The 26,612-nt window shown below is 63.3% G+C and carries 27 protein-coding genes and 1 tRNA gene; 9 read left to right on the top strand and 19 right to left on the bottom strand.

Annotated features, from left to right (window positions below; genetic code table 11):
* Nucleotides 1–44 precede the first annotated feature (44 nt).
* From IQ24_RS03890 to pyrC, 5 genes are all read right to left on the bottom strand, one after another.
* Nucleotides 45–1,268 (bottom strand): multidrug effflux MFS transporter, encoded by a 1,224-nt coding sequence (locus IQ24_RS03890; RefSeq protein WP_199756476.1) that lies wholly within the window; start codon nt 1,266–1,268, stop codon nt 45–47.
* Between the two features lie 46 nt (nt 1,269–1,314).
* Nucleotides 1,315–1,665, bottom strand: coding sequence for a DMT family protein (locus IQ24_RS03885; RefSeq protein WP_145396417.1), 351 nt, complete (start codon nt 1,663–1,665; stop codon nt 1,315–1,317).
* Nucleotides 1,662–3,161, bottom strand: coding sequence for a replicative DNA helicase (locus IQ24_RS03880; protein ID WP_145396416.1), 1,500 nt, complete (start codon nt 3,159–3,161; stop codon nt 1,662–1,664). The genes IQ24_RS03885 and IQ24_RS03880 overlap by 4 nt, the downstream gene beginning before the upstream one ends.
* Nucleotides 3,162–3,358: 197 nt before the next feature.
* Nucleotides 3,359–4,030 carry an orotate phosphoribosyltransferase gene (locus IQ24_RS03875; RefSeq protein ID WP_145396414.1) on the bottom strand — a complete coding sequence of 224 codons (672 nt, stop codon included), beginning with the start codon at nt 4,028–4,030 and terminating at the stop codon, nt 3,359–3,361.
* Entirely contained in the window at nt 4,027–5,070 is a 1,044-nt protein-coding gene (gene pyrC, locus IQ24_RS03870) for a dihydroorotase (RefSeq protein WP_145396412.1), read from the bottom strand. Before pyrC ends, IQ24_RS03875 begins: the two co-directional genes overlap by 4 nt.
* 123 nt (nt 5,071–5,193) lie before the next feature.
* Here pyrC and IQ24_RS03865 point away from each other — a divergent pair, with 123 nt between their 5' ends.
* Nucleotides 5,194–5,511, top strand: a complete 318-nt coding sequence (locus tag IQ24_RS03865) for an antibiotic ABC transporter (RefSeq protein ID WP_145396410.1) — start codon at nt 5,194–5,196, stop codon at nt 5,509–5,511.
* 81 nt (nt 5,512–5,592) lie between these two features.
* Here the strand turns inward: IQ24_RS03865 and gap are convergent, their stop codons facing one another.
* The 4 genes from gap to purB all read right to left on the bottom strand — a co-directional run bounded on the left by gap (nt 5,593) and on the right by purB (nt 9,467).
* Nucleotides 5,593–6,594, bottom strand: coding sequence for a type I glyceraldehyde-3-phosphate dehydrogenase (gene gap, locus IQ24_RS03860; protein WP_145396408.1), 1,002 nt, complete (start codon nt 6,592–6,594; stop codon nt 5,593–5,595).
* Between the two features lie 194 nt (nt 6,595–6,788).
* Nucleotides 6,789–6,932, bottom strand: a complete 144-nt coding sequence (locus tag IQ24_RS20190; RefSeq protein ID WP_199756475.1) for a hypothetical protein — start codon at nt 6,930–6,932, stop codon at nt 6,789–6,791.
* 105 nt (nt 6,933–7,037) lie between these two features.
* Nucleotides 7,038–8,087, bottom strand: coding sequence for a flagellar motor switch protein FliG (locus IQ24_RS03855; RefSeq protein WP_145396406.1), 1,050 nt, complete (start codon nt 8,085–8,087; stop codon nt 7,038–7,040).
* A gap of 63 nt (nt 8,088–8,150) precedes the next feature.
* Nucleotides 8,151–9,467: an adenylosuccinate lyase gene (gene purB / locus IQ24_RS03850; protein ID WP_145396404.1), complete on the bottom strand. Its 1,317-nt coding sequence runs from the start codon at nt 9,465–9,467 to the stop codon at nt 8,151–8,153.
* Nucleotides 9,468–9,569: 102 nt separating this feature from the next.
* Between purB and IQ24_RS03845 the strand changes: the two genes are divergently transcribed.
* Nucleotides 9,570–10,355, top strand: coding sequence for a heme-dependent oxidative N-demethylase family protein (locus IQ24_RS03845; protein ID WP_145396402.1), 786 nt, complete (start codon nt 9,570–9,572; stop codon nt 10,353–10,355).
* Nucleotides 10,356–10,411: 56 nt separating this feature from the next.
* On the opposite strand, the gene IQ24_RS03840 is transcribed toward IQ24_RS03845, so the two are convergent.
* The 3 genes from IQ24_RS03840 to IQ24_RS03830 form a co-directional block, all read right to left on the bottom strand.
* Nucleotides 10,412–11,893: a P-loop ATPase, Sll1717 family gene (locus IQ24_RS03840; RefSeq protein WP_145396400.1), complete on the bottom strand. Its 1,482-nt coding sequence runs from the start codon at nt 11,891–11,893 to the stop codon at nt 10,412–10,414.
* A 128-nt stretch (nt 11,894–12,021) separates the two neighbouring features.
* The gene (gene glnA / locus IQ24_RS03835; protein ID WP_145396399.1) at nt 12,022–13,434 is read right to left on the bottom strand and encodes a type I glutamate--ammonia ligase; all 1,413 of its coding nucleotides are present in this window, start codon (nt 13,432–13,434) and stop codon (nt 12,022–12,024) included.
* A gap of 48 nt (nt 13,435–13,482) precedes the next feature.
* The gene (locus IQ24_RS03830; protein ID WP_145396397.1) at nt 13,483–13,821 is read right to left on the bottom strand and encodes a P-II family nitrogen regulator; all 339 of its coding nucleotides are present in this window, start codon (nt 13,819–13,821) and stop codon (nt 13,483–13,485) included.
* Between the two features lie 150 nt (nt 13,822–13,971).
* Here IQ24_RS03830 and IQ24_RS03825 point away from each other — a divergent pair, with 150 nt between their 5' ends.
* The 3 genes from IQ24_RS03825 to tig all read left to right on the top strand — a co-directional run bounded on the left by IQ24_RS03825 (nt 13,972) and on the right by tig (nt 17,196).
* Nucleotides 13,972–15,669 (top strand): NAD(P)H-hydrate epimerase, encoded by a 1,698-nt coding sequence (locus IQ24_RS03825; RefSeq protein WP_242007899.1) that lies wholly within the window; start codon nt 13,972–13,974, stop codon nt 15,667–15,669.
* Nucleotides 15,670–15,755: 86 nt separating this feature from the next.
* A tRNA-Leu gene (locus IQ24_RS03820) sits at nt 15,756–15,840 on the top strand.
* A gap of 21 nt (nt 15,841–15,861) precedes the next feature.
* Nucleotides 15,862–17,196: a trigger factor gene (gene tig, locus IQ24_RS03815; protein ID WP_145396395.1), complete on the top strand. Its 1,335-nt coding sequence runs from the start codon at nt 15,862–15,864 to the stop codon at nt 17,194–17,196.
* Between the two features lie 66 nt (nt 17,197–17,262).
* Here the strand turns inward: tig and IQ24_RS03810 are convergent, their stop codons facing one another.
* From IQ24_RS03810 to rpsF, 4 genes are all read right to left on the bottom strand, one after another.
* Nucleotides 17,263–18,063 carry a hypothetical protein gene (locus tag IQ24_RS03810; RefSeq protein WP_145396394.1) on the bottom strand — a complete coding sequence of 267 codons (801 nt, stop codon included), beginning with the start codon at nt 18,061–18,063 and terminating at the stop codon, nt 17,263–17,265.
* Between the two features lie 130 nt (nt 18,064–18,193).
* A complete protein-coding gene (rplI, locus tag IQ24_RS03805; RefSeq protein ID WP_145396393.1) occupies nt 18,194–18,778 on the bottom strand; it encodes a 50S ribosomal protein L9 in 585 nt (194 codons plus the stop codon).
* A gap of 12 nt (nt 18,779–18,790) precedes the next feature.
* Nucleotides 18,791–19,018 (bottom strand): 30S ribosomal protein S18, encoded by a 228-nt coding sequence (gene rpsR / locus IQ24_RS03800; RefSeq protein WP_011747229.1) that lies wholly within the window; start codon nt 19,016–19,018, stop codon nt 18,791–18,793.
* Between the two features lie 20 nt (nt 19,019–19,038).
* On the bottom strand, nt 19,039–19,446 hold the full coding sequence (rpsF, locus tag IQ24_RS03795; RefSeq protein ID WP_145396392.1) for a 30S ribosomal protein S6: 408 nt from the start codon (nt 19,444–19,446) through the stop codon (nt 19,039–19,041).
* 270 nt (nt 19,447–19,716) lie between these two features.
* Between rpsF and IQ24_RS03790 the strand changes: the two genes are divergently transcribed.
* From IQ24_RS03790 to IQ24_RS03775, 4 genes are all read left to right on the top strand, one after another.
* Nucleotides 19,717–20,289: a YceI family protein gene (locus IQ24_RS03790; protein WP_145396391.1), complete on the top strand. Its 573-nt coding sequence runs from the start codon at nt 19,717–19,719 to the stop codon at nt 20,287–20,289.
* Nucleotides 20,290–20,393: 104 nt separating this feature from the next.
* Nucleotides 20,394–21,446: a peptide chain release factor 1 gene (prfA, locus tag IQ24_RS03785; RefSeq protein WP_145396390.1), complete on the top strand. Its 1,053-nt coding sequence runs from the start codon at nt 20,394–20,396 to the stop codon at nt 21,444–21,446.
* Nucleotides 21,443–22,291, top strand: coding sequence for a peptide chain release factor N(5)-glutamine methyltransferase (prmC, locus tag IQ24_RS03780; RefSeq protein ID WP_145396388.1), 849 nt, complete (start codon nt 21,443–21,445; stop codon nt 22,289–22,291). Before prfA ends, prmC begins: the two co-directional genes overlap by 4 nt.
* Before the next feature lie 242 nt (nt 22,292–22,533).
* Nucleotides 22,534–23,370: a DUF4167 domain-containing protein gene (locus IQ24_RS03775; RefSeq protein ID WP_145396386.1), complete on the top strand. Its 837-nt coding sequence runs from the start codon at nt 22,534–22,536 to the stop codon at nt 23,368–23,370.
* 40 nt (nt 23,371–23,410) lie between these two features.
* Here the strand turns inward: IQ24_RS03775 and rsmA are convergent, their stop codons facing one another.
* The 3 genes from rsmA to IQ24_RS03760 all read right to left on the bottom strand — a co-directional run bounded on the left by rsmA (nt 23,411) and on the right by IQ24_RS03760 (nt 26,597).
* Complete coding sequence (gene rsmA / locus IQ24_RS03770; protein WP_145396384.1) at nt 23,411–24,259, bottom strand: 16S rRNA (adenine(1518)-N(6)/adenine(1519)-N(6))-dimethyltransferase RsmA; 849 nt, start codon at nt 24,257–24,259, stop codon at nt 23,411–23,413.
* Nucleotides 24,256–25,224, bottom strand: coding sequence for a 4-hydroxythreonine-4-phosphate dehydrogenase PdxA (pdxA, locus tag IQ24_RS03765; protein ID WP_145396677.1), 969 nt, complete (start codon nt 25,222–25,224; stop codon nt 24,256–24,258). The genes rsmA and pdxA overlap by 4 nt, the downstream gene beginning before the upstream one ends.
* A 68-nt stretch (nt 25,225–25,292) precedes the next feature.
* Nucleotides 25,293–26,597: a peptidylprolyl isomerase gene (locus IQ24_RS03760; RefSeq protein WP_338419454.1), complete on the bottom strand. Its 1,305-nt coding sequence runs from the start codon at nt 26,595–26,597 to the stop codon at nt 25,293–25,295.
* Between the last annotated feature and the right edge of the window lie 15 nt (nt 26,598–26,612).

Genomic DNA, 26,612 nt, shown 5'->3' with positions numbered 1-26,612 from the left:
AAACTCGTTTCTAAGCTTTGCAAAGGGTTGGGGCAAGGGCTCGGTCAGTCCTCGCCGCGGATCAGGTTGCGTTCACGGGCCATGACCCACAGCACCGCCGCAATCGAGGCGCAGGATGAGGCCGCCATGATCGCCAGCAACGGGGCCGCGCCGCTGTCGTCATGCAAAAGCGCGCCCGCCAGCGCCGAAAGCGCAGCACCGCCGCCGACGGCCATCGCGCCGCCAAGGCCGCTGGCGGTGCCGGCAAGCTCGGGCCGCACGCTCATCATGCCGGCATTGGCGTTGGGCATGGTCATGCCGTTGCCAAGCCCGGTCATCGCGACTGCGCCGAAGAACAGAAGCGGGCTTTGATGCCCGGTCAGATCGCCGGTCAGCGCCATAATCAGCGCGAGGCTGCAGATGGCCGAGCCCCAGAGGATCATCCGGTTCATGCCGAAACGGGTCGAGCATTTGGCCGACATGAAATTGCCCACCGCATAGCCGACCGAGGGCGCGGCGAACCAATAGCCGACCTCGGCGGGGGAGAGGTGAAAGACCGTCTCGCCCACGAAGGGCGCGCCGCCCAGATAGGCGAAGAACGCGCCTGAGGACAGCGTGGCCGACAGCGCATAGCCCCAGAAGCGGCGCGAGCGGGCAAGTTCGGGATAGGTCGCGATCTGCTGGCGCAGGGGCACGCCATGGCCGCGCACGGTCTCGCCCATGTCCCACCAGCAGACGATCAGGACCAGAAGGCCCAAGGCCCCCATCATCGCGAAATTGGCGTGCCAGCCCAGCGTCTCATCGACGACGCCGCCGACGACGGGCGCGATCATCGGCACGATGGCCATGCCCATGGTGACATAGCCGATCATGCTGGCGGCCTGTTCCGCCGGGACCATGTCGCGCACGACCGCGCGGCTGATCACCAGCCCGGATGCGATCACCGCCTGCAGCATGCGAAAGACCAGAAACCAGCCTGCCGTCGGGGCCATCAGCGTGCCCACGGTCGCCAGAAGGAAGATCACCAGCGCGGCCAGCATCACCCGGCGTCGCCCGAAGCGGTCGCTGATCGGGCCCGCGCCCAGTTGCAGCACCGCGCACATGCCCAGATAGGCCGAGACCGAAAGCTGCATCGTCGCGTAATCGACGCCGAAGCCGCGCGCCATTCCGGGCAGCGAGGGCAAAAAGACGTTCATCGACAGCGCCGCCAGCCCCGACAATGCGACAAGGGTCAGGATATGGGGCGGAGACCGGCCCGGCGCCGGACGAAGATAGGGTTGCATGTGCATGTTCTGGCTTGGACTTCGCGGGAAGGCAAGCCGGCCTCTGCGCGCCCTAGCCCCAATCCTGGAAGATGAACCAGGCGCCAAGGCAGATCAGCGCAAAGCCCACGCCATGCTGCCAGGTGATGCGTTCGCCCAGATAGAGCCAGGAAAAGATCACGAAGACTGAGAGGCTGATGACCTCTTGAATGGTCTTGAGCTGGGCCGCGCTGAAATAGCCATGCCCCATGCGGTTCGCCGGAACCTGCAGGACATATTCGAAGAAGGCGATGGCCCAGCTGATCAGGATGACGGCGATCAGCGGGGCGGATTTGAACTTCAGATGGCCGTACCAGGCAATCGTCATGAAGACGTTCGAGGCGATCAGCAGGCCGATGGTCACGACCGGCGTGGGCAGGCTCATTCGTTATGGTCCCAGCTGCGGTTGCGCTCGAGGTTGCCGAAGCGGGTGAAGCGGCCCTCGAAGGCCAGTTCCACCGTGCCGATCGGGCCGTGGCGCTGCTTGCCGATGATGACCTCGGCCTTGCCGTGGCAGGATTCCATGATCTGCTGCCAGGCGGCCATCTTTTCCAGATCGTGGTCGGCGGGCTTTTCCCGCTCGCGGTAATATTCCTCGCGGAAGACGAACATCACGATGTCGGCGTCCTGCTCGATCGAGCCGGATTCGCGCAGGTCCGAAAGCTGCGGGCGCTTGTCCTCGCGGCTTTCAACCGCGCGGGACAGCTGCGAGAGCGCGATAACCGGGATGTCGAGTTCCTTGGCGACGGCCTTGAGGCCCTGCGTGATCTCGGAGACCTCGTTCACGCGGCTGTCCTTGGCGGTCGCGGCACGCAGAAGCTGAAGATAGTCGACGATCAGCAGGTCCAGCCCCATGGTGCGCTTCAACTTGCGCGCGCGGGCGGCCAGCTGGTTGATCGGCAACGCGGGCGTGTCATCAATGTAAAGCGGGCAGTTCTGCAGGTCATGGGCGGCGTTAACGAAGCTGCGGAACTGATCCTCGGTCATGTCGCCGCGGCGGATGTTTTCGGACGGCACCTCGGAGGCTTCGGAGAGGATACGCGCGGCCAGCTGTTCGGCCGACATCTCGAGGCTGAAGAAGCCCACGACGCCGCCTGCAACGGTGCCGGTGGTGCCGTCGGGCATCTCTCCGGTTTTGTGGGCCTTGGCGACGTTGAAGGCGATGTTGGTGGCAAGCGAGGTTTTCCCCATCGACGGACGACCTGCAAGGATGATGAGGTCCGAGCGGTTGAGGCCGCCCATCTTGCCGTCGAGGTCGATGAGCCCGGATGAGATCCCCGAGAGCCCGCCGCCCCGCCCATAGGCCGCGTTCGCGGCCTGCAGCGCACCGGTCACCGCCGAGAGGAAGCTTTGAAAGCCGCGCTCGGCCACGCCCTGTTCGCCCAGCTTGTAAAGCGTCTGTTCGGCCGCCTTGATCTGTTCCTCGGCGGAATCGTCGACGGTGACCGTGGTCGCGCGGGACGAGATTTCCTGACCGAGGATGATCAGGTCGCGCCGCATGGCAAATTCGCGGATCATCTGGGCATAGTCACGCGCGGCATGGGACGAGATCGCCGCCCCCGCGAGCCGTGCCAGATAGGCCGGGCCACCCAGATCGGCGAGGCCCGCGTCGTTTTCCATGAAGGCCTTGATCGTCACCGGGCTGGCGAGCGCGTTCTTGGTGATCCGGTCCATGCTGATTTCATAGATCCGCCGGTGGACGGGATCGTAGAAATGGCGCGGCTGGATGATGCGCGAGACGTGGTCATAGACCTCGTTATTGGTCAGAAGCGCGCCCAGCAGCTGCTGCTCGGCCTCGATCGAGAAGGGGACGGCCTGCTCGGCGACGGCAGAGGCGATCTCGCTGGGGTTTCTGATTTCGACGGCGCGCAGCTCGCTCATGCCTGAGGCTCCGGAGTTTCGATTCTGGCAGACCCACCTTATTCCATATCGGGAGGGTCCGGGTCCATGGGTCATGCGGCCGCGCCGGTCGGTGGCGCGGGCGGTGTCATTGGGTATTTGGGCAACGAAGAAGTCGCGGGCGGGAGCCTGCCTGTGCCATGAGCGAGAAACGGCGCCAAGTGGCGCCGTCCGTCGTCTCAGGGGTTGGCGGCCTGCCAGGCGCGCGGGTCGGTCAGGAAGCTTTCGACCTCGGACAGCGTGGCCTCATCGTAGAAGCCCTGGGTTTTTGCCTCTGCCAATACGTCCCACCAGGTGCAGAGGTGGTGCAACTGGACGCCGTGATCGGCGAGGCGCTGCGTCGTTTCCGGGAAGATGCCGTAGTAGAAGATGACCGCCGTATGGGCGCAGCTGGCGCCGGTTTCGCGGATCGCGTCGACGAAGCTGAGCTTGGATCCGCCGTCGGTGGTCAGGTCCTCGACCAGAAGGACGCGCTGGCCTTCGGTCATCGTGCCTTCGATGCGGGCGTTGCGGCCATAGCCTTTCGGCTTCTTGCGCACATAGGTCATCGGCAGTTCTAGGCGTTCGGCGACGAAGGCGGCAAAGGGGATGCCTGCCGTTTCTCCGCCCGCGATATTGTCGAAAGCGTCAAAGCCTGCGTCACGCAGCACCGTGGCCGCCAGAAAATCCATCAGCGTCGAGCGGATGCGCGGGTAGGAGATGAGCTTGCGGCAGTCGATATAGGTCGGGCCCTTGAGGCCGGAGGCATAGGTGTAGGGCTCGGCCGCGTTGAAATGGACGGCCTTGATTTCCAGCAACATGCGGGCGGTGAGGCGGGCGATTTCCTCGCGTGGGGGGAAGGGCAGGGTCATGCGGGATCCTCGACATGCCAGTAAAGCGGGAAGCCCGGATCGAAGACCGTGACGGTTTCGTCCCCGGCGGGAATGTGGGTCGGATAGCTGGCCGGGGTCTCGTGCCGGGTCAGGCGGATCCGGTCCTCGTTCGGGGGCAGGCCGTAGAAGGCCGGGCCGTTGAGCGAGGTGAAGGCCTCGAGCCGGTCGAGGGCGTCTTCCTCTTCGAAGACCTGAGCCAGGATCGACATGGTGTTGGGCGCGGTGAAGCAGCCCGCGCAGCCGCAGGCCGATTCCTTGGCGCGGTCGGGGTGCGGGGCCGAGTCCGTGCCGAGGAAGAAGCGCGCATCGCCCGAGGTCGCGGCCTTGCGCAGCTCCTCTTGATGAGAGGCGCGCTTGGCGATGGGCAGGCAGTAGTAATGCGGCCGGATGCCACCCACCAGCAGGTGGTTGCGGTTGATGACCAAGTGATGCGTGGTCAGCGTCGCGCCGATATTGTCGGTCGAGCGCGCATAATCGACGCCGTCCTTCGTGGTCACATGCTCCATGACGACGCGCAGGCCGGGGGTCGCGCGGCGGATCGGGTCAAGGACGCGGTCGATGAAGACGGCCTCACGGTCGAAGATGTCGACGGCCGGATCGGTCACCTCGCCATGGACGCACAGCGGGATGCCTGCTTCGGCCATTGCTTCCAGAACCGGGCGGACCTTGTCGAAATCGCGCACGCCGCTGGCGGAGTTCGTGGTCGCGCCGGCGGGGTAAAGCTTGACCGCGGTGATGATTCCCGCGGCATGCGCGGCGCGCAGATCGGCGGGATCGGTGGCCTCGGTCAGGTAGAGCGTCATCAGCGGACGTAACGTCATTCTGGCGGGCAGGGCCGCCAGGATGCGGTCGCGATAGGCGCTGGCCTGCGCGCCGGTCACCACCGGCGGAACCAGGTTCGGCATGATGATGGCGCGGCCAAAATGCGTGGAATATCCGGCCACAGCCTGCAGCATCTCACCGTCGCGCAGGTGCAGGTGCCAGTCGTCGGGGCGTCTGATTGTGATCGATTTGTTCATGATTTGCCTGTACACTGGGTGCCGATCTGTTTCCAGAGGGATCGCATTACCCAAAAGTTGGACTTGGCAATACTCGCGCCAGAAGGCAGCTTGTATCGTCTGATCGAATTGGGAGTTTAGCGCATGGGTTTGGGAAAATCGAACCTGTCGGCCATAACTGCACCGTTCGTGCTGTGGCAACAGATGGCCCAGGTGGCGTGGGATTCGCAAATGGTGATCGCGCTTCGCACGGCTGGAATGATGGGGCTGATCCGTCAGGACGCCTTCGAGCCGCAGCGGATGGTGGTTGAAAAGGCTGATGCCGCAACCGAGGCCATGCATGCGGCTCTGCGCGCTGCAAGCCGTGGGAAACGTGCCGATGAGGTGATGGTCGCTGCGCTGGCCCCATATCGCCGCCGCACCCGCGCCAATGCCAAGCGGTTGACCTCGCGCAAGCACTGACCTTTCCGCTTGAAACAGCGTCCGGAATGCAAAACGCGCTCTGTCGGGACAGAGCGCGTTCTTTCGTTCTGGCGGGGCTGATCAGATCAGCTTGCCCATGGCCACGGCGGTATCCGACATGCGATTCGAGAAACCCCATTCGTTGTCGTACCAGCTGAGGATGCGGACCAGCTTGCCCTCCATCACCTTGGTCTGATCCATGTGGAAGACCGAGGAATGCGGGTCGTGGTTGAAGTCGGTCGAGACCAGCGGCTCATCCGTGTAGCCCAGCACGCCTTTCAGCGGGCCGTCGGCGGCAGCCTTGATGGCGGCATTGACCTCTTCCACGGTGGTGTCGCGGGCGGCTTCGAACACCAGGTCGACGACCGAGACGTTCGGCGTGGGCACGCGGATCGACACGCCGTCGAGCTTGCCTTTCAATTCCGGCAGCACCAGACCCACGGCCTTGGCGGCACCAGTCGAGGTCGGGATCATCGAGAGCGCAGCGGCGCGGGCGCGATACAGGTCCTTGTGCATCGTGTCCAGCGTCGGCTGGTCGCCGGTGTAGCTGTGGATCGTGGTCATGAAGCCACGGGTGATGCCGATGGCGTCGTTCAGCACTTTTGCGACCGGCGACAGGCAGTTGGTGGTGCAGCTAGCGTTCGAGACGACCAGATCGTCCTTGGTCAGCGTGTTATCGTTGACGCCGAACACGATGGTCTTGTCGGCATTGTCGCCCGGGGCCGAGATCAGCACGCGCTTGGCGCCGGTCGACAGGTGCGGCTGGACCTTTTCCTTCGAGGTGAAGAGGCCCGTGCATTCCATGATGACGTCGATGTCGCCCCAGGGCAGTTCGGCCGGGTTGCGGATCGCGGTGACCTTGATCGGGCCGCGACCGACGTCGATGGTGTCGCCGTTCACGGTGACCTTCGCCGGGAAGCGCCCGTGCACCGAGTCATAGCGCAGCAGATGTGCGTTGGTTTCGACAGGGCCGAGGTCGTTGATGGCCACAACCTCGATATCATTGCGCCCCGATTCAATGATCGCGCGCAGCACGTTCCGGCCAATCCGGCCAAATCCGTTGATCGCCACCTTGACTGCCATGCTGGTATCTCCGCCGATGTTTGCAATTCGCTGTGCTGATAGCTTGCCTTCGGGGACGAATGCAAACGCCACGGCCGGAAATCTGCCGAAAACCTCCTAAGTCCCGAATGTTAGCGCCCCAAGCTGAGGACGGCCCGTCCACAAGCCGGGCTTTTCCGGTTTCGACAGGCCGAAGTGGGGCGAATCAGACCCGCCTAGCGCCAGAAGCTGAGGTATTCGATCAGCGCGGCGAACTGTTTGCCCAGAAATACCGCAAGGCCGAAATGGATGAAGAATGCGTCGATGGCGAAGGCCGCCGCGATCAGCAGGGCAAGGGCCAGCGCGATCTGATTGGTCATGACGGGCCTCGGGTTCAGGGATGCCGCAAAGCGGCGCGCGGCCAAGCGGGGGCTTCGCAAGTGCTAGGTCAGCTTCAGCCGACAGGCAAGGGGCAGGGGCGCGTGTCAAGGCGTTTGGGCGGGGTTGTCCGGCTCATCATCGCCCTCACCGGCGATCAGGAACAGATCGCCCGCCGCCTCCATCCGGCGAATGGCGGCGACGACCAGATCCATGGCTTCCTCGGCATCCTTGGCGGCGACCTTGCCCAAAGCCTCCATTTCCTCGCGCGTGGAATCGGCCAGACGCGTCGACATGCCGCCCAGCAGAAACTGTGCGGTGGGTAGGTTCTTGCCCTGCGAGCCCGCCAGCGCCCTGAGCAAGGTGACGCCTTCGACCTCGCGGGTGATGCGGCTGATGTCGCGCGGATCTATGCGCGCCGGAATATTGGCCCAGGTGAAGATCGCCTTGCGGACGTGACCTGCGAATTCGGCATCGTCATCGTCAAGACCGGCCAGCACCGTGTCACGGGTCGCGGAGGGAGAGAAGTTCAGGATCGCGCCCACCTTCTCGACCGGTTTGCCCTCCAGCGCCGGGCTTGGCACGGAATCGGCGGCCTGAATCAGCGCGTGCCCGATCCGCCGCAGGGCGGCCGCATCAATGTCTCCGATCAGCGACATTGCAAAGGCGATCTGGCGGGCCCGTTCGGCGGCGATCTGGCCAAAGATCTCAGCCGCGCGCGGCACCGGCAGTTTCGAGAACATGACCGCCGCAATCTCGACCGCTTCCGTGCGGGCAAGCTCGGCCAGAATGGGCGAGGAGAGCGCGGCGATCCGCACCCAAGGGTCGCCAACGCCTGAAAGCGCGGCCATCCGGCGTAATCGGTCGGCGGTGTCCTGCGACAGATGCCCGTCCAGCAGGTCCAGCGTACCATCGATGCCGCCGGGGAAGGACAGCCCCACATCATCCAGCATCGTGCAAAATTCATCGACGATCGAGTCGCGGGTCTGCTTGTCCACCAGCCCCATCAGCGCCATTTCCTGTGCCAGTTCCGCCTGCAGCGCAGAGGGCAGGGTCGAGAGGTCCAGATCGTTGCCGTCCCCCAGCGCAAGGCGCACGATCACCGCGGCCTTTTGGCGCGACGTCAGGCCCACGGCCTGCAACGCAGTTCCGAACATGAAAATGCCCCCAGAGTCAGTCGTCTTTGGGGGCAATCTCGCATCTAATGACTAACAGCCGGTTTAGGCGGCCGGATTTTCTCCGAAAACGCGGCGGAAGATCGTGTCGACATGCTTGGTGTGATAGCCAAGGTCGAATTTCTCCTCGATCTCGGCGGGGGAAAGCGCGGCGGTGACTTCCGGATCGGCCAGAAGCTCGGTCTTGAAATCGGCGCCTTTTTCCCAGACTTTCATGGCGTTGCGCTGGACCAGACGGTATGAGTCCTCGCGCGAGACACCGGCTTGCGTCAGCGCCAGCAGCACCCGCTGCGACATGACCAGGCCTTTGAACTTGTTCATATTTTTGAGCATGTTGTCAGGATAGATCACCAGCTTTTCGATCACCCCCGCCAACCGGTTCAGCGCGAAATCGAGCGTGATCGTCGCATCCGGCGCGATCCCGCGTTCAACCGAGCTGTGGGAGATATCGCGTTCGTGCCAGAGCGCCACGTTCTCCATCGCCGGAATGACAGTCATGCGGACCAGACGGGCAAGGCCCGTCAGGTTTTCGGTCAGGACCGGGTTGCGCTTATGCGGCATCGCCGAGGAGCCCTTCTGGCCGGGCGAGAAAAATTCTTCCGCCTCAAGAACTTCGGTGCGCTGCATGTGGCGGATTTCGATGGCGATATTTTCCATCGACGAGGCAATGACGCCAAGCGTCGCGAAGAACATCGCGTGGCGGTCGCGCGGGATCACTTGGGTCGAAATAGGCTCGGGGCGCAGGCCCAATTCCTTGCAGACATGCTCTTCCACCGCCGGGTCGATATTGGCGAAGGTGCCGACCGCACCCGAGATTGCGCCGGTCGCGACTTCCTCACGCGCGCGCTCCAGCCGCTCACGACCGCGCGCCATTTCGGCATAGAAGCGGGCGAAGGTCAGGCCCATCGTCGTGGGCTCGGCGTGGATGCCGTGGCTGCGGCCGATGCGGACCGTATCCTTATGCTCAAACGCGCGTTTCTTCAGCGCGGCCAAGACCTTATCCATATCGGCCAGCAGGATGTCGGCGGCGCGGACAAGCTGGATGTTCAGCGTGGTGTCCAAGACGTCCGAGGAGGTCATGCCCTGATGGACGAAGCGCGCCTCGTCGCTGCCGATATGCTCGGCCAGATGGGTCAGGAAGGCGATGACGTCATGCTTGGTCACGGCCTCGATTTCGTCGATGCGGGCGACGTCGAATTCGACGTCCTTGGCCTTCCAGACGGCCTCGGCATTGGCCTTGGGGATCACGCCAAGCGCGGCTTGGGCGTCGCAGGCATGGGCCTCGATCTCATACCAGATCTTGAAGCGGGTCTCAGGGGCCCAGATGGCGGTCATTTCGGGACGGGAATAGCGCGGGATCATGGGCAGCCTCCTTGGTTGACTGGGCTTTAACGCGCGCGGGGGCCTCAGGCAACCTTGGCAGCGGAAATGCGATCGGCAAGACTAGCGGAAACGGGGGAGCGAATGAGCGATATTCGTCAGAAAAGCCTGAAATTCGCGCCTTGGGTCGATGCGCGGACGCGTCGCCTGCTCGGGGTGATTCCGGTGGCCGAGGCGGATTGGCTTTTGCAGGATGACGCCTTTGCGGCCCAGATGGCGCTGCGGGAGAAACTGCTGACCGAGCGCGGCGAGGATGTGCACCGGCTGGCCGATGCCGCCGTGGATGCCGCGCGTGAGCTTTACGACAAGATCCTGAACCTCCTGCCCGCACATGGGTACGAGAACGGGCCGGTCATTCGCCGCCCTGATGGAGGCGTGGTCAGGGCGGATCGCGACCAGCCGCTGATGACCCTTGGCCGGTTGGTGGCTGAAGACCTGTGTCTGATGATGCCTGGGGATGCGGGCGAGCATATTCTTGGCGGCGCGGTCCTTTGCTTCCCTGCGGGCTGGACGCTGGCGCAGAAATTCGGCCGCCCGATGATGCGCATTCACAAGCCCGTCGAGAAATACACCGAAGACGTCGGCACGCGCGTTCAGCGCCTTCTGGACGGCATCCGTCCCGGCCTGGGCCTTCTGCGCGGCACGGCGCATCATTCCAATGCCCCGCTGCACAATCCCAGAGCCGAAGAACAGGGGCGCGTGCCCGATAGCGAACTGCCCTTCATCCGGGTCGAGCGGCAGTGCCTGTTTCGCTTGCCCGAGACCGGAGCGGTGGTGTTCTCGATCCATACCTCGGTGGTGGAGCCGGGGGATCTGACGGAGGAACAGCGGGTGGCGCTGGAGGAGTGGCCGATCAGAGAGGCGGCGTGAGGGAGCCTCTATAGCGCGCCTTTTGTATTTGAAAAATGCCTAAAAAGGCAAGAGCGTTACTTTCTGCCTTCGCGCAGTCCAGCGTGCTCTTTGAGGCCTGGGTGTACTTTAAACTGTGTCGCATGCGCGTCCCAGCCTCGATCGGGTTCCTCATACATAAAAACCCATTTCGAGCCGCCATATCCACTACGAGTGCGATAGCCGATCGTCGAGAATTTATGTAAGGACTTTAATGCGTCGGCCATCGTAAATGGATTGGCTGTAGACTTTCTAAGCGCATACTCAGCATCAAATATCTCCAAGCTAAAGGTTTCGGTGCCGATCTTCGAGATAGCCTGCATAGCTTCATCCCATTTTGGCCAGTGGGGAAGGATTTCATCATCCAGTTCTTTTTTTAGATATGCGGAGTAATCTGGTCTTGAGTTGACTATATCCTTGTTTTGAAATTTCAGCGGTTCGTTGATCTGTGTTTTTAGCTTGATCGCATCTTGTCTTCTCTTCGCTACTTTTAATGCGATGTTGAGAAACTGAATAACATCTCTAGGGCGTTTCAATGTCCTGGAGATTATGTGGTTCCATTTAGGTTGAGAGCCACGCATTAATTGATTGTCGATTACATCTTCCCAAGCTGTAGGGGTGTTGAACTTCGCCTTCAATCGCTCTTCTACTAGCTGTTTGAGTGTGTCAGGATTCCATTCTATAGTTTCCGCCAAGCTCTGCGTGATTTTATTTTTGTCAGAGAATGCTAAGTCGTCCCAAATGTCCGTCCTAAGATACAGAATCGGCTTCACATCGACTTCCATATCTCGAAAATCGCGACGAAGATTGCGAAGTGCGAGAATTAGCCCCACAACCATTCTTTTGCGCGTATCGTCAAGGTTGTCTAGTCCGGCGTCGAGCTCATCAAAGTGCAAAAGAAACTCACCTAGGTTGATCTCTTTAATAATGGTTGTGGCGCTTTTGAGTAGGGCGCTTGTTAATGTTTCTAATTCCAGTCCCAGATCTTTATTTTTATCACCGCGCTCTAGATCAATTGACCCCAAGGAGTTTCCCAGAATCTGAGGGTTGAAAATAAACCCCTTTGTTTTTAAAGTCTTTGGTCGTATGATATCACTTAAGTTGGGGTGAGGTCCGCCATAATTTTCTGTAAGAAAATCGATGAGCGGCTTTTGATGGGCGTTGGGATTGTGTCTTGACTTTTCTAGAGCCCACACAGCCAGCTCGATCGCTACCAAGTAACGCCATGACGCTACATACGCGTCTACGGCGTCGGCGCCTCGGTCTATCCGAGACGCATGCACATTCCACGGATAGTTTCTTAAATTGAGAGCACGTGAGCGTTGCTTGTCAACTCCTTCAGTGAAGTGCCTAACAATGGCAGTTTTCCCAGATCCCTTTCGCCCGAGTACAATAAATGCTCCGCCATCTCGGACACGCTTTACTGAATCGGTTGAAATGAAATAGTCCAGCAATATATTATCATCTTCCGCAGATACACTGCCAAAGCTATCAATATTGTTGAGATCGGCAGAACTCATCTGGGATTGTCCTTAAATTGGAAAATGCAATTGATATTCACTTAATGTCAGAGTTCGCACGATGAAGGCAAGAAAAAAAGCCGCCCTTTCAGGCGGCTCTATCCTTCACTATCACCTAGCTGCTTCGATCAGCAGCTGTAATACATCGCATATTCAATGGGATGCGGGGTGTGCTCATAGGCATAGACCTCTTCCCATTTCAGCTTGATGTAGCTTTCAAGCTGGTCGCGGGTGAAGACGTCACCGGCGACGAGGAAGTCCATGTCCTTCTCCAGCTCTTCCAGCGCCTCACGCAGCGAACCGCAGACGGTCGGGATCTCGGCCAGTTCTTCCGGCGGCAGATCGTAGAGGTCCTTGTCCGAGGCGGGGCCTGGGTCGATCTTGTTCTTGATGCCGTCGATGCCGGCCATCAGCAGGGCTGCGAAGGCCAGATAGGGGTTCGCCGCCGGATCGGGGAAGCGGGCCTCGACGCGCTTGGCTTTGGGCGATTCCGTCCACGGGATACGCACCGCGCCCGAGCGGTTGCGGGCCGAATAGGCGCGCAGAACGGGGGCCTCGAAGCCGGGGATCAGGCGCTTGTAGCTGTTGGTCGAGGGGTTCGTCAGCGCGTTCAGCGCCTTCGCATGCTTCAGGATGCCACCGATGAACCACAGTGCTTCCTGCGACAGGTCGGCATATTTATCGCCCGAGAACAGCGGCTTGCCGCCCTTCCAGATCGACATGTTGACGTGCATCCCCGAGCCGTTGTCGCCCTTCATGGGCTTGGGCATGAAGGTCGCCGATTTGCCATAGGCGGCGGCGACGTTGTGGATGACGTATTTGTATTTCTGGATGTTGTCGGCTTGCTCGACCAGGCCGCCGAAGATCATGCCAAGCTCGTGCTGGGCGGTGGCGACCTCGTGGTGGTGCTTGTCGACACGGATACCCATGCGCTTCATCGTCGACAGCATTTCGCCGCGGATGTCTTGGGCGGCGTCGATGGGGTTCACCGGGAAATAGCCGCCCTTGTGCGGCGCGCGGTGACCCTGGTTGCCGTGCTCATAGACGGTATCGGTGTTCCAGGCGGCGTCGTGGCTGTCCAGCTCGAAGCTGACCTTCTGGGGCGAGACCGAATAGCGGACGTCGTCGAACAGGAAGAACTCGGCCTCGGGGCCGAAATAGGTGGTGTCGCCGATGCCGGTCGCCTTCAGATAGGCCTCGGCCTTCTTGGCGGTGCCGCGCGGGTCGCGGGAATAGGCCTCGCCGGTGTCGGGCTCGGCCACGTCGCAATGCACGCAGAGGGTCTTTTCGGCATAGAACGGGTCCAGATAGACCGAGGTCGGATCGGGCATCAGTTTCATGTCGGACTGGTCGATCGACTTCCAGCCCGCAATCGACGAGCCGTCGAACATGAAGCCTTCTTCGAAGAAATCCTCATCCACGAGGTCCGAGACCAGCGTGACGTGCTGCAGCTTGCCCTTCGGATCGGTGAAACGGACATCGACATACTCGATGCCTTCTTCCTTGATCTGATCCAGAACGTCTTTGACGGTTTTGGTCATTTTTTCCTTCCTGATAGTCCGGGCAGAGCCGGTTCAAATTCCAGAATTCTACAGCGCGTCTTCGCCGGTTTCGCCGGTGCGGATGCGGATGGCCTGTTCGACCGGCAGCACGAAGATCTTGCCGTCGCCGATCTTCTCGGTCCGTGCGGCCGAGATGATGGCGTCAATCGCGGCTTCGACCATGTCATCGGCCAGCACCATCTCGATCTTCACCTTGGGCAGGAAGTCCACGACATATTCGGCGCCCCGGTAAAGCTCCGTATGTCCTTTCTGGCGACCGAAGCCCTTGACCTCGGTGACCGACAACCCCTGCACGCCGACTTCCTGAAGTGCCTCTTTCACGTCATCAAGCTTGAAGGGTTTGATGATGGCTTCGACTTTCTTCATCGGATGATCCCTCTCGCGACTTGCCTGAGACCTGATTGGACGCTTTGACTGAGGGCGTCCAGCGAATGCGGGACGGCATCGGGACGGGTCATCGGAATCGGGGGCGATTGCCCTTTAATTGGGCTGAGTGATTAAAATATGGGCAGTGACATGTTTGGAAGCCGCGAGATCCTGACCTCTGCCCAGATTCGGGCGGTCGAGCGGTGGGCGATGGACAGCGGCATCGCCTCGGGGCTGGAACTGATGGAACGGGCGGGGGCCGCCGTCGCCGGAGAGATCCGGCTGCGCTGGCCGAAGCCTGCCCGTGCCTGTGTGATGTGCGGTCCGGGCAACAATGGTGGCGACGGCTATGTCGTGGCGCGGCTTCTCAATGAGGCGGGCTGGCAGGTGCGGGTGTTGGGAATGGACAACACGCCGCCGCCCGATGCTGCCGTGATGAAGCGGCGGTGGCTGGAGATCGGGCCGGTCGAGGCGTTGAATGAGGGTGTCCTGCGTCGGAAGAGTGCAGATGTCTATGTCGATGCGATCTCCGGAACGGGGCTGACGCGACCGCTGGAAGGCGAACTGCTTGAAACAGTGGGCTATCTTGGCGGCTCGGGCGGGGATTGGGGGTTTTTCAGCAAGCGATTGGTGGCCATCGATGGGCCAAGCGGGCTTTGTCTCGACAGTGGCCGGATGCTGGGCGGATCAGCGGACACGCTGTTCTCTCCGCGTGCCGCCCTGACCGTGACCTTCGACAGCCCTCGGGTCGGGCATGTGCTGGCGCAAGGCCCGGAGCTATGCGGAGAACTGGTCGTTGCAGATATCGGGCTGAACTGGCCAAGAATGGGCCGCAACCCGCCGCTTCATCCCGGCCAGGTTACGCGCGTCTCGGGACCCTCCTTCGCGCGCGAATCGCATGATCTGTTTGCGATCAGGCCGGAGGATCTGGCCAAGCTCTCGGATGGTCACAAATTCAGCCATGGGCATGCGCTGGTCGTCGCCGGAGGCGCGGGGCAGGGGGGCGCTGCGCGGCTCTCGGCGCGGGCGGCGCTGCGGGTCGGCGCGGGGCTGGTGACGATTGCCCCGCCGCAGGATGCGCTGATCGAACATGCGCTGCCGCCGGATGCTCTGATGCGCCGCGCCGTCGATACCGCCGATGATCTGGCGCGGCGGCTTGAGGACAGGCGCATCACGGCGGTGCTGCTGGGGCCGGGCTGCGGCGTGGAGAGGGCAAAAGCCCTGCTTCCCGCGCTGCTGGAAACCCGGCGGCCCTGCGTGCTGGATGCGGATGCGTTGACGGCGCTGTCGCAGCGAAAGGCCCCGCTGGAGGGGCTTCACAGCCACTTGGTCCTGACGCCGCATATGGGTGAGTTTGCCCGGATTTTCCCCGATATTGCGGCAAAGCTGGCCGGTCCTCAGCCGCCTTTCGATCAGCATACGCTCGGTCAGGTCAAGGGCGAAGAAATGGCCCGCATGCTGGCACAGGACGCGGAATATCGCGCGGCGCTGGCTGCCGAACGCGGACCTCTCTATTCGAAACTCGACGCCGTGCGGGATGCGGCCAGGCGGGCGGGCTGTGTCATTTTGTTGAAAGGTCCCGATACCGTCATCGCCGATGCCAATGGCACGGTGCATGTGCACGCGGCCTCTTATGACGCGGCCGCACCCTGGCTTGCGACTGCGGGGTCGGGGGATGTTCTGGCCGGGATCATCGCCGGGCTGATGGCGCGGGGCTGGCCTGCGTTTCGGGCCGCAACTCTGGGCGCGGCGCTTCATGCGGCGGCGGCGCGCAGCTTCGGGCCGGGGCTGATTGCCGACGACCTGCCCGACCAGTTGCCCGCCGTGTTTCGCGGGCTGGGCTTGTGACGATTCCCTCTCGCGTTGCGGGGCGGGCTTTGCTAAGACGGCGCGAATTCGACGACGGAGCCCGGGGCTTCCGTCCGAGTGATAATGCGGGTGTGGCGAAATTGGCAGACGCACCAGATTTAGGTTCTGGCGCCGCAAGGCGTGGGGGTTCAAGTCCCTCCACCCGCACCATGGTTGGATGAAGGAAGACAGATGCAGGTCAAGGAAACCCAGAACGAAGGGCTGAAGCGCGGCTATCAATTCACCCTGCCGGCCGCCGATCTGGCCGCTCAGGTGGATGCGAAGCTGAAAGAAGCCCAGCCCGAAGTCGAGATGAAGGGCTTCCGCAAGGGCAAAGTGCCGATGGCGCTGCTGAAAAAGCAGTTCGGCCAGCGCGTCATGGGTGACGCGATGCAGGAAGCCATCGACCAGGCCATGCGCGAGCACCTGGAAAAATCGGGTGACCGTCCTGCGCTGCAGCCGAAGATCGAAATGGTCAACGGCGAGACCTGGAAAGAAGGCGACGATGTCGTGGTCGATGTGACCTACGAAGCGCTGCCCGCCATCCCCGAGGTCGATCTGTCGGGCGTCGAGCTTGAGCGTCTGGTCGTGAAGGCCGAAGACGCGCAGGTCGATGAGGCACTGGAGAATCTGGCGAAGAACGCCCAGTCGTTCGACGACAAGAAAAAGGGCGCCAAAGCCGCCAAGGACGATCAGATCGTGATCGACTTCAAAGGCATGGTCGATGGCGAAGCCTTCGAAGGCGGCACCGCCGAGGATTACCCGCTGGTGCTGGGCTCGGGCTCTTTCATTCCGGGCTTTGAAGACCAGCTGATCGGCCACAAGGTCGGCGACGACGTCGAGGTCAAGGTGCAGTTCCCGGCCGACTATGGCCACCCGGCTCTGGCTGGCAAGGACGCCGTGTTCGAGACCAAGGTCAAGGCCATCAAAGCCCCGAAAGCGGCCGAGCTGGACGATGAGCTGGCCAAGAAATTCGGCGCCGAAAGCCTTGACGCGCTGAAGGGCCAGATCCGTGAGCGTCTGGAAGCCGAACTCTCGGGCGCGTCGCGTCAGGTGATGAAGCGTGCGCTGCTGGACAAGCTGGACGCACTGGTCAGCTTCGAGCTGCCCGAGGCGCTGGTCGAGGCCGAAGCCGGTCAGATCGCGCATCAGCTGTACCACGAAGAGCACCCCGACGATCACGGCCATAACCATGGCGAGATCGAGCCCACCGACGAGCACAAGAAACTGGCCGAACGCCGCGTGCGTCTGGGCCTGCTGCTGGCCGAAATCGGCCAGAAGGCCGAAGTGACCGTCTCGGATCAGGAAATGACCCAGGCCGTCCTGCGTCAGGCCCGCCAGTTCCCGGGTCAGGAGCGTGCGTTCTTCGAATTCGTTCAGCAGAACCCGCAGGCCCAGCAGCAGCTGCGCGCCCCGATCTTTGAAGACAAGGTCATCGACCACATCGTCGAAGGCGCCAAGGTGAAGGACAAGGCCGTTTCCAAGGAAGATCTGGAAAAGGCCATCGAGGCTCTGGACGAGGTCTGATCCCGCGTCCAGCCGGAATGGAAAGGCCGCCCCGAGGGGCGGCCTTTTTCGTTTCGGGTGATGGGGTTACAGCCGATGGGTGCGGCGTTCCTCCTGCACCTTCTTCTCGACGTCATCCGCCGCCTCGCGCACCGCATCCGTGGTCTCGCGCGTGGCCTTGCCCGCAGCGTCCCGCGCCGCCTGCGCGGTCCGGCCCATGAAGCCACCGATCAGCGTGGCCGCATCGTTGAATTCACGCATGATATGCCCGGCCTGACCGGCGACCGCCCGGAAGCCCGTCATCGCTGCTGTCAGCGAGCTCATCACATTGCCCACGCCATGCGACAGATCGCGGGTGCGCTGGTTCACCTCCGAGGAGAAATCGGCCTTGGGACGGCGGCGGCGGATCTTCGGGGAAGGGGGGCGGCGCATCCTTGGTGCCTCTTCCTCGACGGCATCCTGCGCGGCGCGGGCCGCACGGCGGGCGCGGGCGCGAAGTGCCGCGCGCTCATCCTCGCTGAGTTCGGCGAAGCGGGGCGGGGCAGAGGGCTTGCGGTGCGCAGTCGGCGCAGGCGTGTCATCCTGCAGCGTCTCGCCCAGCCTGCGGCCCAGATGGACCGCCAGAGCGGTCACCGCTGCAGCCGCAACCGCCGTGCCACCCCAGACCAGCAGCCGCCCGTTCTTCGACGGCGCGGGCCAAGGGCGCGAGCCATCGGGCGAGACCGGCCCGCTGGGCGGAATGCGGCGCGATTCATAGGGGCCGACATGGCGGTCGACATGGGGGCGATGGCCTTCGGGAACGGGCCGGGGGCCAAAGCGGGTATAGCTGGTCCGGTCGGCTTCGCTGGTCCTGACGGGGGTGTCGCGGTCGTCGTCAACATCGCTCATCATGCATCCTTTCGCGGTCGGCGCTTTCACTCTCAACACCGACACTCGAAGGAATGTTCCTTCAACGGAAGGGCGCAAACGAAAAACGCGCCGACAAAGCGGCGCGTTTTCAAACTTGCTGTGACAGCGATCAGGCGTTGGGCTGATCGTCGTCCTGGCCGGCAGCGCCGAGTTCGTCGAAGAGTTCCGCGATCTCGAATTCGGCTGCCGCTTCTTCTTCGGCGGCCAGTTCCTGGATCGACTTGCCCGAGGCTTGCAGCTCGGCTTCTTCGGCCGAACGGGCGACGTTCAGCTTGATGGTCGCGTCGACTTCCGGGTGCAGGTGCACACGGACTTCGTGCAGGCCCAGGTCCTTGATCGGGGCGGTCAGGACAACCTGACGGCGCTCGACCGAGAAACCTTCGGCATTGGCGGCATCGGCGGCGTCACGCGGGGTGACCGAACCGTAAAGCGCACCAGCGTCCGAGGCCGAACGGATGATGACGAAGACCTGACCGTCGAGTTTCTCGGCGATCTTCTGGGCGTCGGCACGGGTCTCGTCGTTCTTGACGGCGAGTTCGGCTTTGCGGGCTTCGAAAGCGTCGATGTTGGCTTGCGAGGCGCGCAGGGCCTTGCCTTGCGGCAGAAGGTAGTTGCGGGCAAAGCCCTCTTTCACCTTCACGACTTCGCCCATCTGGCCCAGCTTGGCCACACGTTCCAGCAGGATGACTTGCATGTTCGTCTCTCCTTACTTCACGGCGTAGGGAAGCAGAGCCAGGAAGCGGGCGCGCTTGATCGCACGGGCCAGCTCACGCTGCTTCTTCGCCGAAACGGCGGTGATCCGCGAAGGAACGATCTTGCCACGCTCAGAGATGTAGCGCTGCAGCAGACGCGTGTCCTTGTAGTCGATCGCGGGAGCATTGTCGCCCGAGAACGGGCAAACCTTGCGGCGGCGGAAGAACGGTTTGTTAGCCATGTGTCTGGTCCTTTCCCGTCTTAGTTCCGGTCGTCGCGGTCACGACGCTCGCGGCGCTCACCGCCACGGTCGCCACGATCACCGCGGTCGCCACGCTCACGCTCGTCGCGCTTCTGCATCTGGATCGACGGACCTTCCTTGTGCTCTTCGACCTTGATGGTCAGCACGCGCATGACGTCGTCATGCAGGCGGGCAAGACGCTCCATCTCCTGCACGGCATCCGACGGGGCGTCGGTGCGCAGGAAGGCGTAATGGCCCTTGCGGTTCTTGTTGATCTTGTAGGCAAGCGTACGCACGCCCCAATATTCATTGTCGACCACCTTGCCACCGTTGTCGGCGATCACGGTCGAAAAATGTTCGATCAGCCCTTCGGCCTGCGTGTTCGACAGGTCCTGGCGGGCGATCAGCACGTGCTCATAAAGCGGCATGCCAAACCCTTTTCGTTTCAGGCGTGCTTCATAGGCGGGTCAGACCCTCCGCGCCCCGCCACGAGAGGCTGCGCCGGTTTCGTGATTGCGGAAGGATGCGGCTTTATAGCGGCGGCGGCGCGGAATGCAAGCGCAAAGCCCATCAGGCAAGCGCCGCGGCGATCACGCGCCGTCACACGAACTTGTCAATGCTGCGGTGCAAAATCAAGGTTGCATCAGAGGGGTCGGATGCCGAGATAAAAGCCACATGATTTCAATCAGGAGCCCGATATGAAAGCCCTTGTCGCCCCGTTGAGCCTTATGGCCGCTTTTGCTGCTACCGCCGCAGTCGCCGAGCCGGTCGTCTATGATTTCGACCCCAGCCACAGCCAGATCGTCTTCGAATATGAGCATCTGGGCTTCTCGACCAGCACCGGCGTCATCAACGGCGTGACGGGTAAGGTGACGCTGGATGCGGAAAACCCCGCGAACTCCAGCGTCGAGGCGAGTTTCGATCTGGCCAATATGGTGACGGTTGCGCCCGATCTCGACAAGCATCTGCGCACCGCCGATTTCTTCGGCGAGAACACCACCGGCACCTTCAAATCGACCAGCGTCGCGCTGGACGATGATGATGAGGCGAAAGTCACCGGCGATCTGACCATCAACGGCGTGACGAAGCCGGTGACGCTGGACGTCGACCTGAAGAAGAAGGCCCAGCACCCGATGAGCGGCAAGGAAGCCGTGGGCTTTGACGCCGAGACCGAGATCAAGCGCTCGGAATTCAATCTGGGCGCCATGGTGCCTGCGATCAGCGACGAAGTCGAAATCAAGATCGCGGTCGAGGCATCGGCTGCGCAGTAATCCTGCCTTCCGGGCAGATGGTGAAGGGGCCGCAAGGCCCCTTTTTCATGCCGGACAGGCGGCTTCTTCTTGCCGGGCGACCGTTCCAGAGGTAATCCCCGCCCATGTTGCCACAGGACCGCCTTCTTCAGATCGTGCAGCGTTTCGAGTTTCTCGAAGCGCGGCTGAACGCCGGACCCGCGGCGGAGGAGATCGCCGCGATCAGCCGCGAATATTCGGATCTTCGCCCTGTCGTTGCGCAGATCGCCGAATGGCGCGCGGCCGAGGACGGGCTGGCCGAGGCGCAGGCGATGCTCTCGGACCCCGAGATGCGCGAACTGGCCGAGGATGAGCTGGCGCGGCTGAAAGCCGCTTTGCCCGAGCTTGAGCAGGCGCTGCGGATCGCGCTTCTGCCCAAGGATGCGGCGGATGCACGCCCCGCCATCCTGGAGATTCGTCCCGGCACCGGCGGCGATGAGGCGGCGCTGTTCGCAGGCGATCTGCTGAACATGTACCGCCGCTATGCCGAATCCCAGGGCTGGCAGTTTCAGGTGCTGGACCTGACCGAGTCGGAACTGGGCGGCGTCAAGGACGCCACCGTCCGGATCGAGGGCGAGGGCGTCTTTGCCCGCCTCAAGTTCGAATCCGGCGTCCACCGCGTCCAGCGCGTCCCCGAGACCGAATCCGGTGGCCGCATCCATACGTCCGCCGCCACGGTCGCGGTCCTGCCCGAAGCGCAGGAGGTCGATATCGACATTCCCGCCAATGACATCCGCATCGACACGATGCGGGCTTCGGGCGCGGGCGGGCAGCACGTCAACACCACCGATTCCGCCGTGCGCATCACCCACTTGCCGACCGGGATCATCGTCACCAGCTCGGAAAAATCGCAGCACCAGAACCGCGCCAACGCCATGGCCGTTCTGCGCGCCCGGCTTTACGATATGGAGCGTCAGCGCGCCGATCAGGAACGCGCGGCGGATCGCAAAAGCCAGGTCGGCTCGGGCGACCGTTCGGAACGCATCCGCACCTACAACTTCCCGCAGGGCCGGATGACGGATCACCGCATCAACCTGACGCTTTACGCGCTTGACCGCATCATGCAGGGCGAGCTGGCCGAGGTGATCGACGCGCTGGTCGCGCATGATCAGGCCGCGCGTCTGGCCGAGGCGGAATGACCAGCCCGCGTGCGCTGTGCCTTGCCGCGCAGGCGCGTTTTGAGGCGGCGGGTATTGCAGATGGCGACCGCGATGCGCAGCTTCTGATGCGCCACGCACTGTCGCAGCTTGAGGGCCACCCGGTCCCGCGCCACCAGCTGACTGATCTGCTGAATGCGCCCGCGCCCACCGGGCTGGAGGCGCTGTTCGCCCCTATGGTCGATGCCCGCGCCGCGCGCCAGCCGGTCAGCCAGATCATCGGTCGCCGCGCCTTCTGGACCCACGAATTCGAGGTGACGCCTGACACGCTCGACCCCCGCCCCGATACCGAGGCGCTGGTCGAGGCCGCGCTGAAACATCCCTTCCGCCGCGTGCTGGATCTGGGCACGGGGACGGGGGCGATCCTGATTTCGCTGCTGGCCGAACGCCCCGGTGCCACGGGCCTTGGGACCGACCTTTCGGAAGCCGCACTGGCCGTCGCCCGCCGCAATGCTGCTGCCATTGGGGTCGAGGCGCAATTCCTTCTGTCGGACTGGCTCGCCGAAGTGCAGGGCCGCTTTGATCTGATCGTTTCAAACCCGCCCTATATCGCGCTGGCCGAGATGGCGGGCCTTTCCCCCGAGGTCCGCGAATGGGAGCCGCGCATGGCTCTGACCGATGAGGGCGACGGGCTCGCCGCCTATCGCGCCATCGTTTCCGCCGCCCCCCGCCATCTGGAACCCGGCGGCTGGCTGATGGTCGAGATCGGGCCGACGCAGGCCGCCGATGTCATGGCATTGATGCGGGATGCGGGGCTTGAAAACGTCGGGATCACACCCGATCTGGATGGCAGGGACCGCGTCATTTCGGCGCAGTTTCCTGCGTAGATCAGTAAAGAATCGCTGATTGCGCGCCGTTTCCCGAAAATTGTGCTTGTCAGCAGCGCATGAGCATGGTTAGTCGCAAATGTGACGGGGCACATGCGTTCCCCGCACGGGTTAGCCACACTCAAACTCAGGTTCATTTGCATGAGTCCAGTGTCTGGCTCGGCTCCTGATTTAGTATCCGCTGCTAGAGCTTACCCCAACCTCAGCCGGCCTTTACCGGACCAAGAACTGACAACAAGCTGATGAGATCATCCAAATCACGTTCGCGCAACAAGTCGAACCGCCAGCGTTCCTTGGGCAATATTGTCAACCGCGTCTTCGATTCCTCGGGACCTGAAGGCAAGGTGCGTGGAACGCCACAACAGATCATCGAGAAATACCTGACCCTGGCTCGGGACGCGCAGCTGTCGAATGACCGCGTCGCCGAACAAAGCTTCCTGCAGCACGCCGAGCATTACACCCGTATGCTGGGCGAGGCGCAGCGCGAGCAGGCCGAGCGTCAGCAGATGTCGCAAAACCGCGACGACGACGGGCGCGAAGACGGCGGCAGCCAGAACGGCCAGTCCTACGACCATGCCAACGGCAACGGCCAGAACGGCAATGGCGGGCAGGGCAACGGTCAGAACGGCAATGGCCAGTCGCGCTTTGAGCGGGGCAACCAGCAGCGTGGCGAGCATGGCCAGTCGCGCGAAGACCGCCACGAACAGCGCGCGTCGCAAAAGCGCAACGAACACCAGCCCCGGGTGCAGGAACAGGCTCTGCCTGACGCCATCGCATCCGACAATGAAAGCGGTCTGGTCGACACGCCCGAGGCGGTCGAGACCGAGTTCACCCCGGCTCAGGACACGCAGGTCGAGGTCGCTTCGACCGAACCCGCAGCAAGCGAGCCTGTCGCGGTCAGCGAAGCCCCGGCGCTTGTCGCCGAGGACGTGGCGCCTGCCGCACCGCGTCGCCGCACCCGCGCGCCTGCCGCGCCGAAAGTCGAGGGTGCTGCACCTGCGCGCGCACCGCGCACGCGCAAACCCGCTGGCGAAGGCAAACCTGCCAAAGCCGCCAAAGACACGGCCTCGGGCGAATAAGCCCGGGGACCAGATCTGCCATCAGATCAGCGCGGTAAATTCAGCGCGGGGCGGATGCGACCTCGCGCGCCAGCGCACAGAATTGCTCCAGCCCGATTTCCTCCGCCCGCGCCGTCGGCTCGATGCCCGCGTTGCGCAGCAGCGTCTCGATGTCGGGATGGATGCCGCGCAACGAGGCGCGCAGCATCTTGCGGCGCTGGTTGAACCCGGCCGCAACCACGCGGTTCAGCACCGCCGGATCGGCCGGATAGCGCGGCTCGGGCAGGGCGGTCAGATGCACGACGGCCGAATGGATCTTGGGCGCGGGCACGAAAGCCTCGGGCGGCAAGGTCATCACGATGCGGGCATCGCTACGCCATTGCGCCAGAACGGCCAGACGGCCATAGGCCTTGCCTCCGGGCTCAGCCACGATGCGCTCGGCCACCTCTTTTTGGAACATCAGCGTCAGGGTCTGCCAGAAGGGCGGCCAGACGGCAGGCGTCAGCCAGCGGATCAACAGTTCCGTCCCGACGTTATAGGGCAGGTTCGCGACAATGCGGATCGGCGGCGTCAGATGGGCCAGCGGGTCGATCTCCAGCGCATCGCCATGGATGACCTGCAAGCGGCCCGGATAGGCCTCGGCAATCTCGGCGAGGGCGGGCAGGGCGCGCTCATCCTTCTCGATAGCCAGCACGCGGCGCGCGCCCTCGGCCAGCAACCCGCGCGTCAGGCCACCGGGGCCCGGCCCCACCTCGATCACATCGCTGCCCGTCAGATCTCCGGCCGAGCGGGCAATCTTCGCGGTCAGGTTCAGATCCAGCAGGAAGTTCTGCCCCAGTTGCTTCTTGGCGCGCAGATCATGGCGCGCAATCACCTCACGCAGCGGAGGCAGCCCGTCAATCGTGCTCATCTGCGACCCACCATGTCCCAGGCCATGCGCAGGGCGGCGATGGTGCTGGCAGGATCGGCGATGCCCTTGCCCGCGATGTCGAGCGCGGTCCCGTGATCGGGCGAGGTGCGGATGAAGGGCAGGCCCAGCGTCACATTGACCCCGCCGGCGAAATCCAGCGTCTTGATCGGGATCAGGGCCTGATCGTGATAGGCGCAGATCGCGGCGTCATAGCGCGACCGGGCCGGGGCGTGAAACATGGTATCGGCGGGCAGGGGACCGCTCAGCTGAAACCCCTCGGCGCGCAGCCGCTCCAGCAGCGGCGCCATCCACTCAAGCTCCTGCCGTCCCATGACGCCATTCTCGCCCGCATGCGGGTTCAGCCCGGCGACGGCCAGACGTGGCGCAGCAATGCCGAAATCGCGCCGCAACGCCTGATCGGTGATGCGGATCGCCTCTTCCAGAACGGCGGGCGTCAGCAGCACCGGCACCTGATCCAGAGCCACGTGAATGGTGGCCGGAACCACGCGGCAGGGCGGCTCGACCGTGGTCGAGGCCAGCATCATGGCGACCGGCAGATCACCGGCCAGATGCGCCAGAAATTCGGTATGGCCGGGAAAGGCAAAGCCAGCGCCGCGCTTCAGCGCCTCCTTGTTGATCGGCAGGGTACAGATGGCGCTGGCAGCACCCGACTGAACCAGCTCGACGGCGCCGGCGATCACCTCGATCACCCCGGCAGCATTGGCCGGATCAAGCTGCCCCGGTACGGCGGGCGCCGCAAAGGGATGAACCAGCACCGGCAACACACCCTCGGCCACCGCATCGCCCGGCGCTTCGACCGCAGCCCATGTCGTCCCCTCCGGCAGATGCGCGGGATCGCCCAGGTAGACGAAGGGCACGCCCGCAGCCAATGCCTTGAAGGCCAGCTCCGGGCCAACTCCGGCAGGCTCGCCACAAGTCAGGATGATCGGGCGGGGCGCGGTCATGGGGTCTTCTTTCATGTCGAAATATCCCGGGGGTCCGGGGCGCGCAGCCCCGGGGCGGGCAACAGGCGTCAGGGCTTGCGGATGATCGCATTGGCCCGCAACTCGGCCAGATAGGCGTCGGCCGCCTGACTGATGCGGGTGTTGAAGACCTCATCACGCATCGCCGACAGATCGGGCAGCGCGTCCGGATCAGGCGCGGCGCCCTCTTCCCCACCGGTCTGAGCCGCAGCAGGACCCGACTGAGCCTCCAGCGCCTTGGCCGCCTTGGCGGCTTCCATCTGCGCCAGCAGTGCGGGCGAGCGTTTGCAAAGCATCACCAGATCGACCGCACCGCCGCTGTTGACCAGGCTGATCTCATTGTCGTCCATCACCGCCAGACGCAGGCCGACATCGCTCGGGATGGCGCTTTGCGGCAGGGTCTCGCGCTGGATCTGCGCCTCAGGCGCGGCGCGCAGATGGGTATAGACATCGTCGCAGGTGTCGCTCAGCGAGGCCACGCGGTTCGCCAGCTCGGGCGAGCCCAGACGCACCCGCAGGAATTCCAGCACCTGATCCGTCGCGCCCGGGCGCAGCGTGCCGCGCGTGTCGCGCAGGAAGAACAGGATGACCGCACTCTGCACGGTGATGGGCTGGCTGATCTGGCCCGGCTGCATCGACAGGATCAGCGGGCGCAGCGCCGGGGGCAGGTTCGCCAGCGGCGTCCAGGGCAGGCGGCCGCCGTTCTCGGCGGTGGGCGTCGCGGAATATTCGCGCGCGGCCGAGGCGAAGGCGCTTTCGCTGCGCACGCTCGACGACAGCTGCTCGGCCAGCGCCATGGCGGCGGCTTCACGGCCTTCGGGCGCAGGAATGACCAGCTCGGACAGTGCCACCGTGGTCACGCGCGGGGTCTGGACGACGCGGGTGAAGGCCTGCTCGACCTCTTCATCGGTGACGTTCACCTGCGGCACGACGCGCTGACGCACGACCGCGCGCCAGACGACGCCAGCGGCAACGAAATCGCGAAAGGTCTGCGCCTCGACCCCGGCCTGCGCCAGCGCCTGAGTGAACTGTTCGACATCCATGCCGCCCCGGTTCGCGAATTCGACCAGACCGGCCTGGATCTGCTCATCCGAGGCGGTGATGCCCAGCTGCTTGGCGGCGAAGGTGCGTAGCCGGTCGTCGATCAGCGCCTTTTCCGCGGCGGCGGCGTCGGCCTCAGGCGCGCGCAGAAGCTGCAGGAAGCGCACCCGCTGATCCAGCTCGAAGCGGGTCACGACCGAGTCGTTGACGTAAATCAAAGGCTGGAACGGATTGCCCTGCGACAGTGCCGGACCCACGGTCGAGCCAGCGATCATCGCGGCCATCGCCGCCCCAAGAAGAATTCGCCGCATCACGTCCCTCGCAGCTTC

This window comes from Paracoccus sulfuroxidans (assembly GCF_007830335.1).
Classification (GTDB): domain Bacteria; phylum Pseudomonadota; class Alphaproteobacteria; order Rhodobacterales; family Rhodobacteraceae; genus Paracoccus; species Paracoccus sulfuroxidans.
This window is presented reverse-complemented; position numbering and strand designations above follow the sequence as displayed.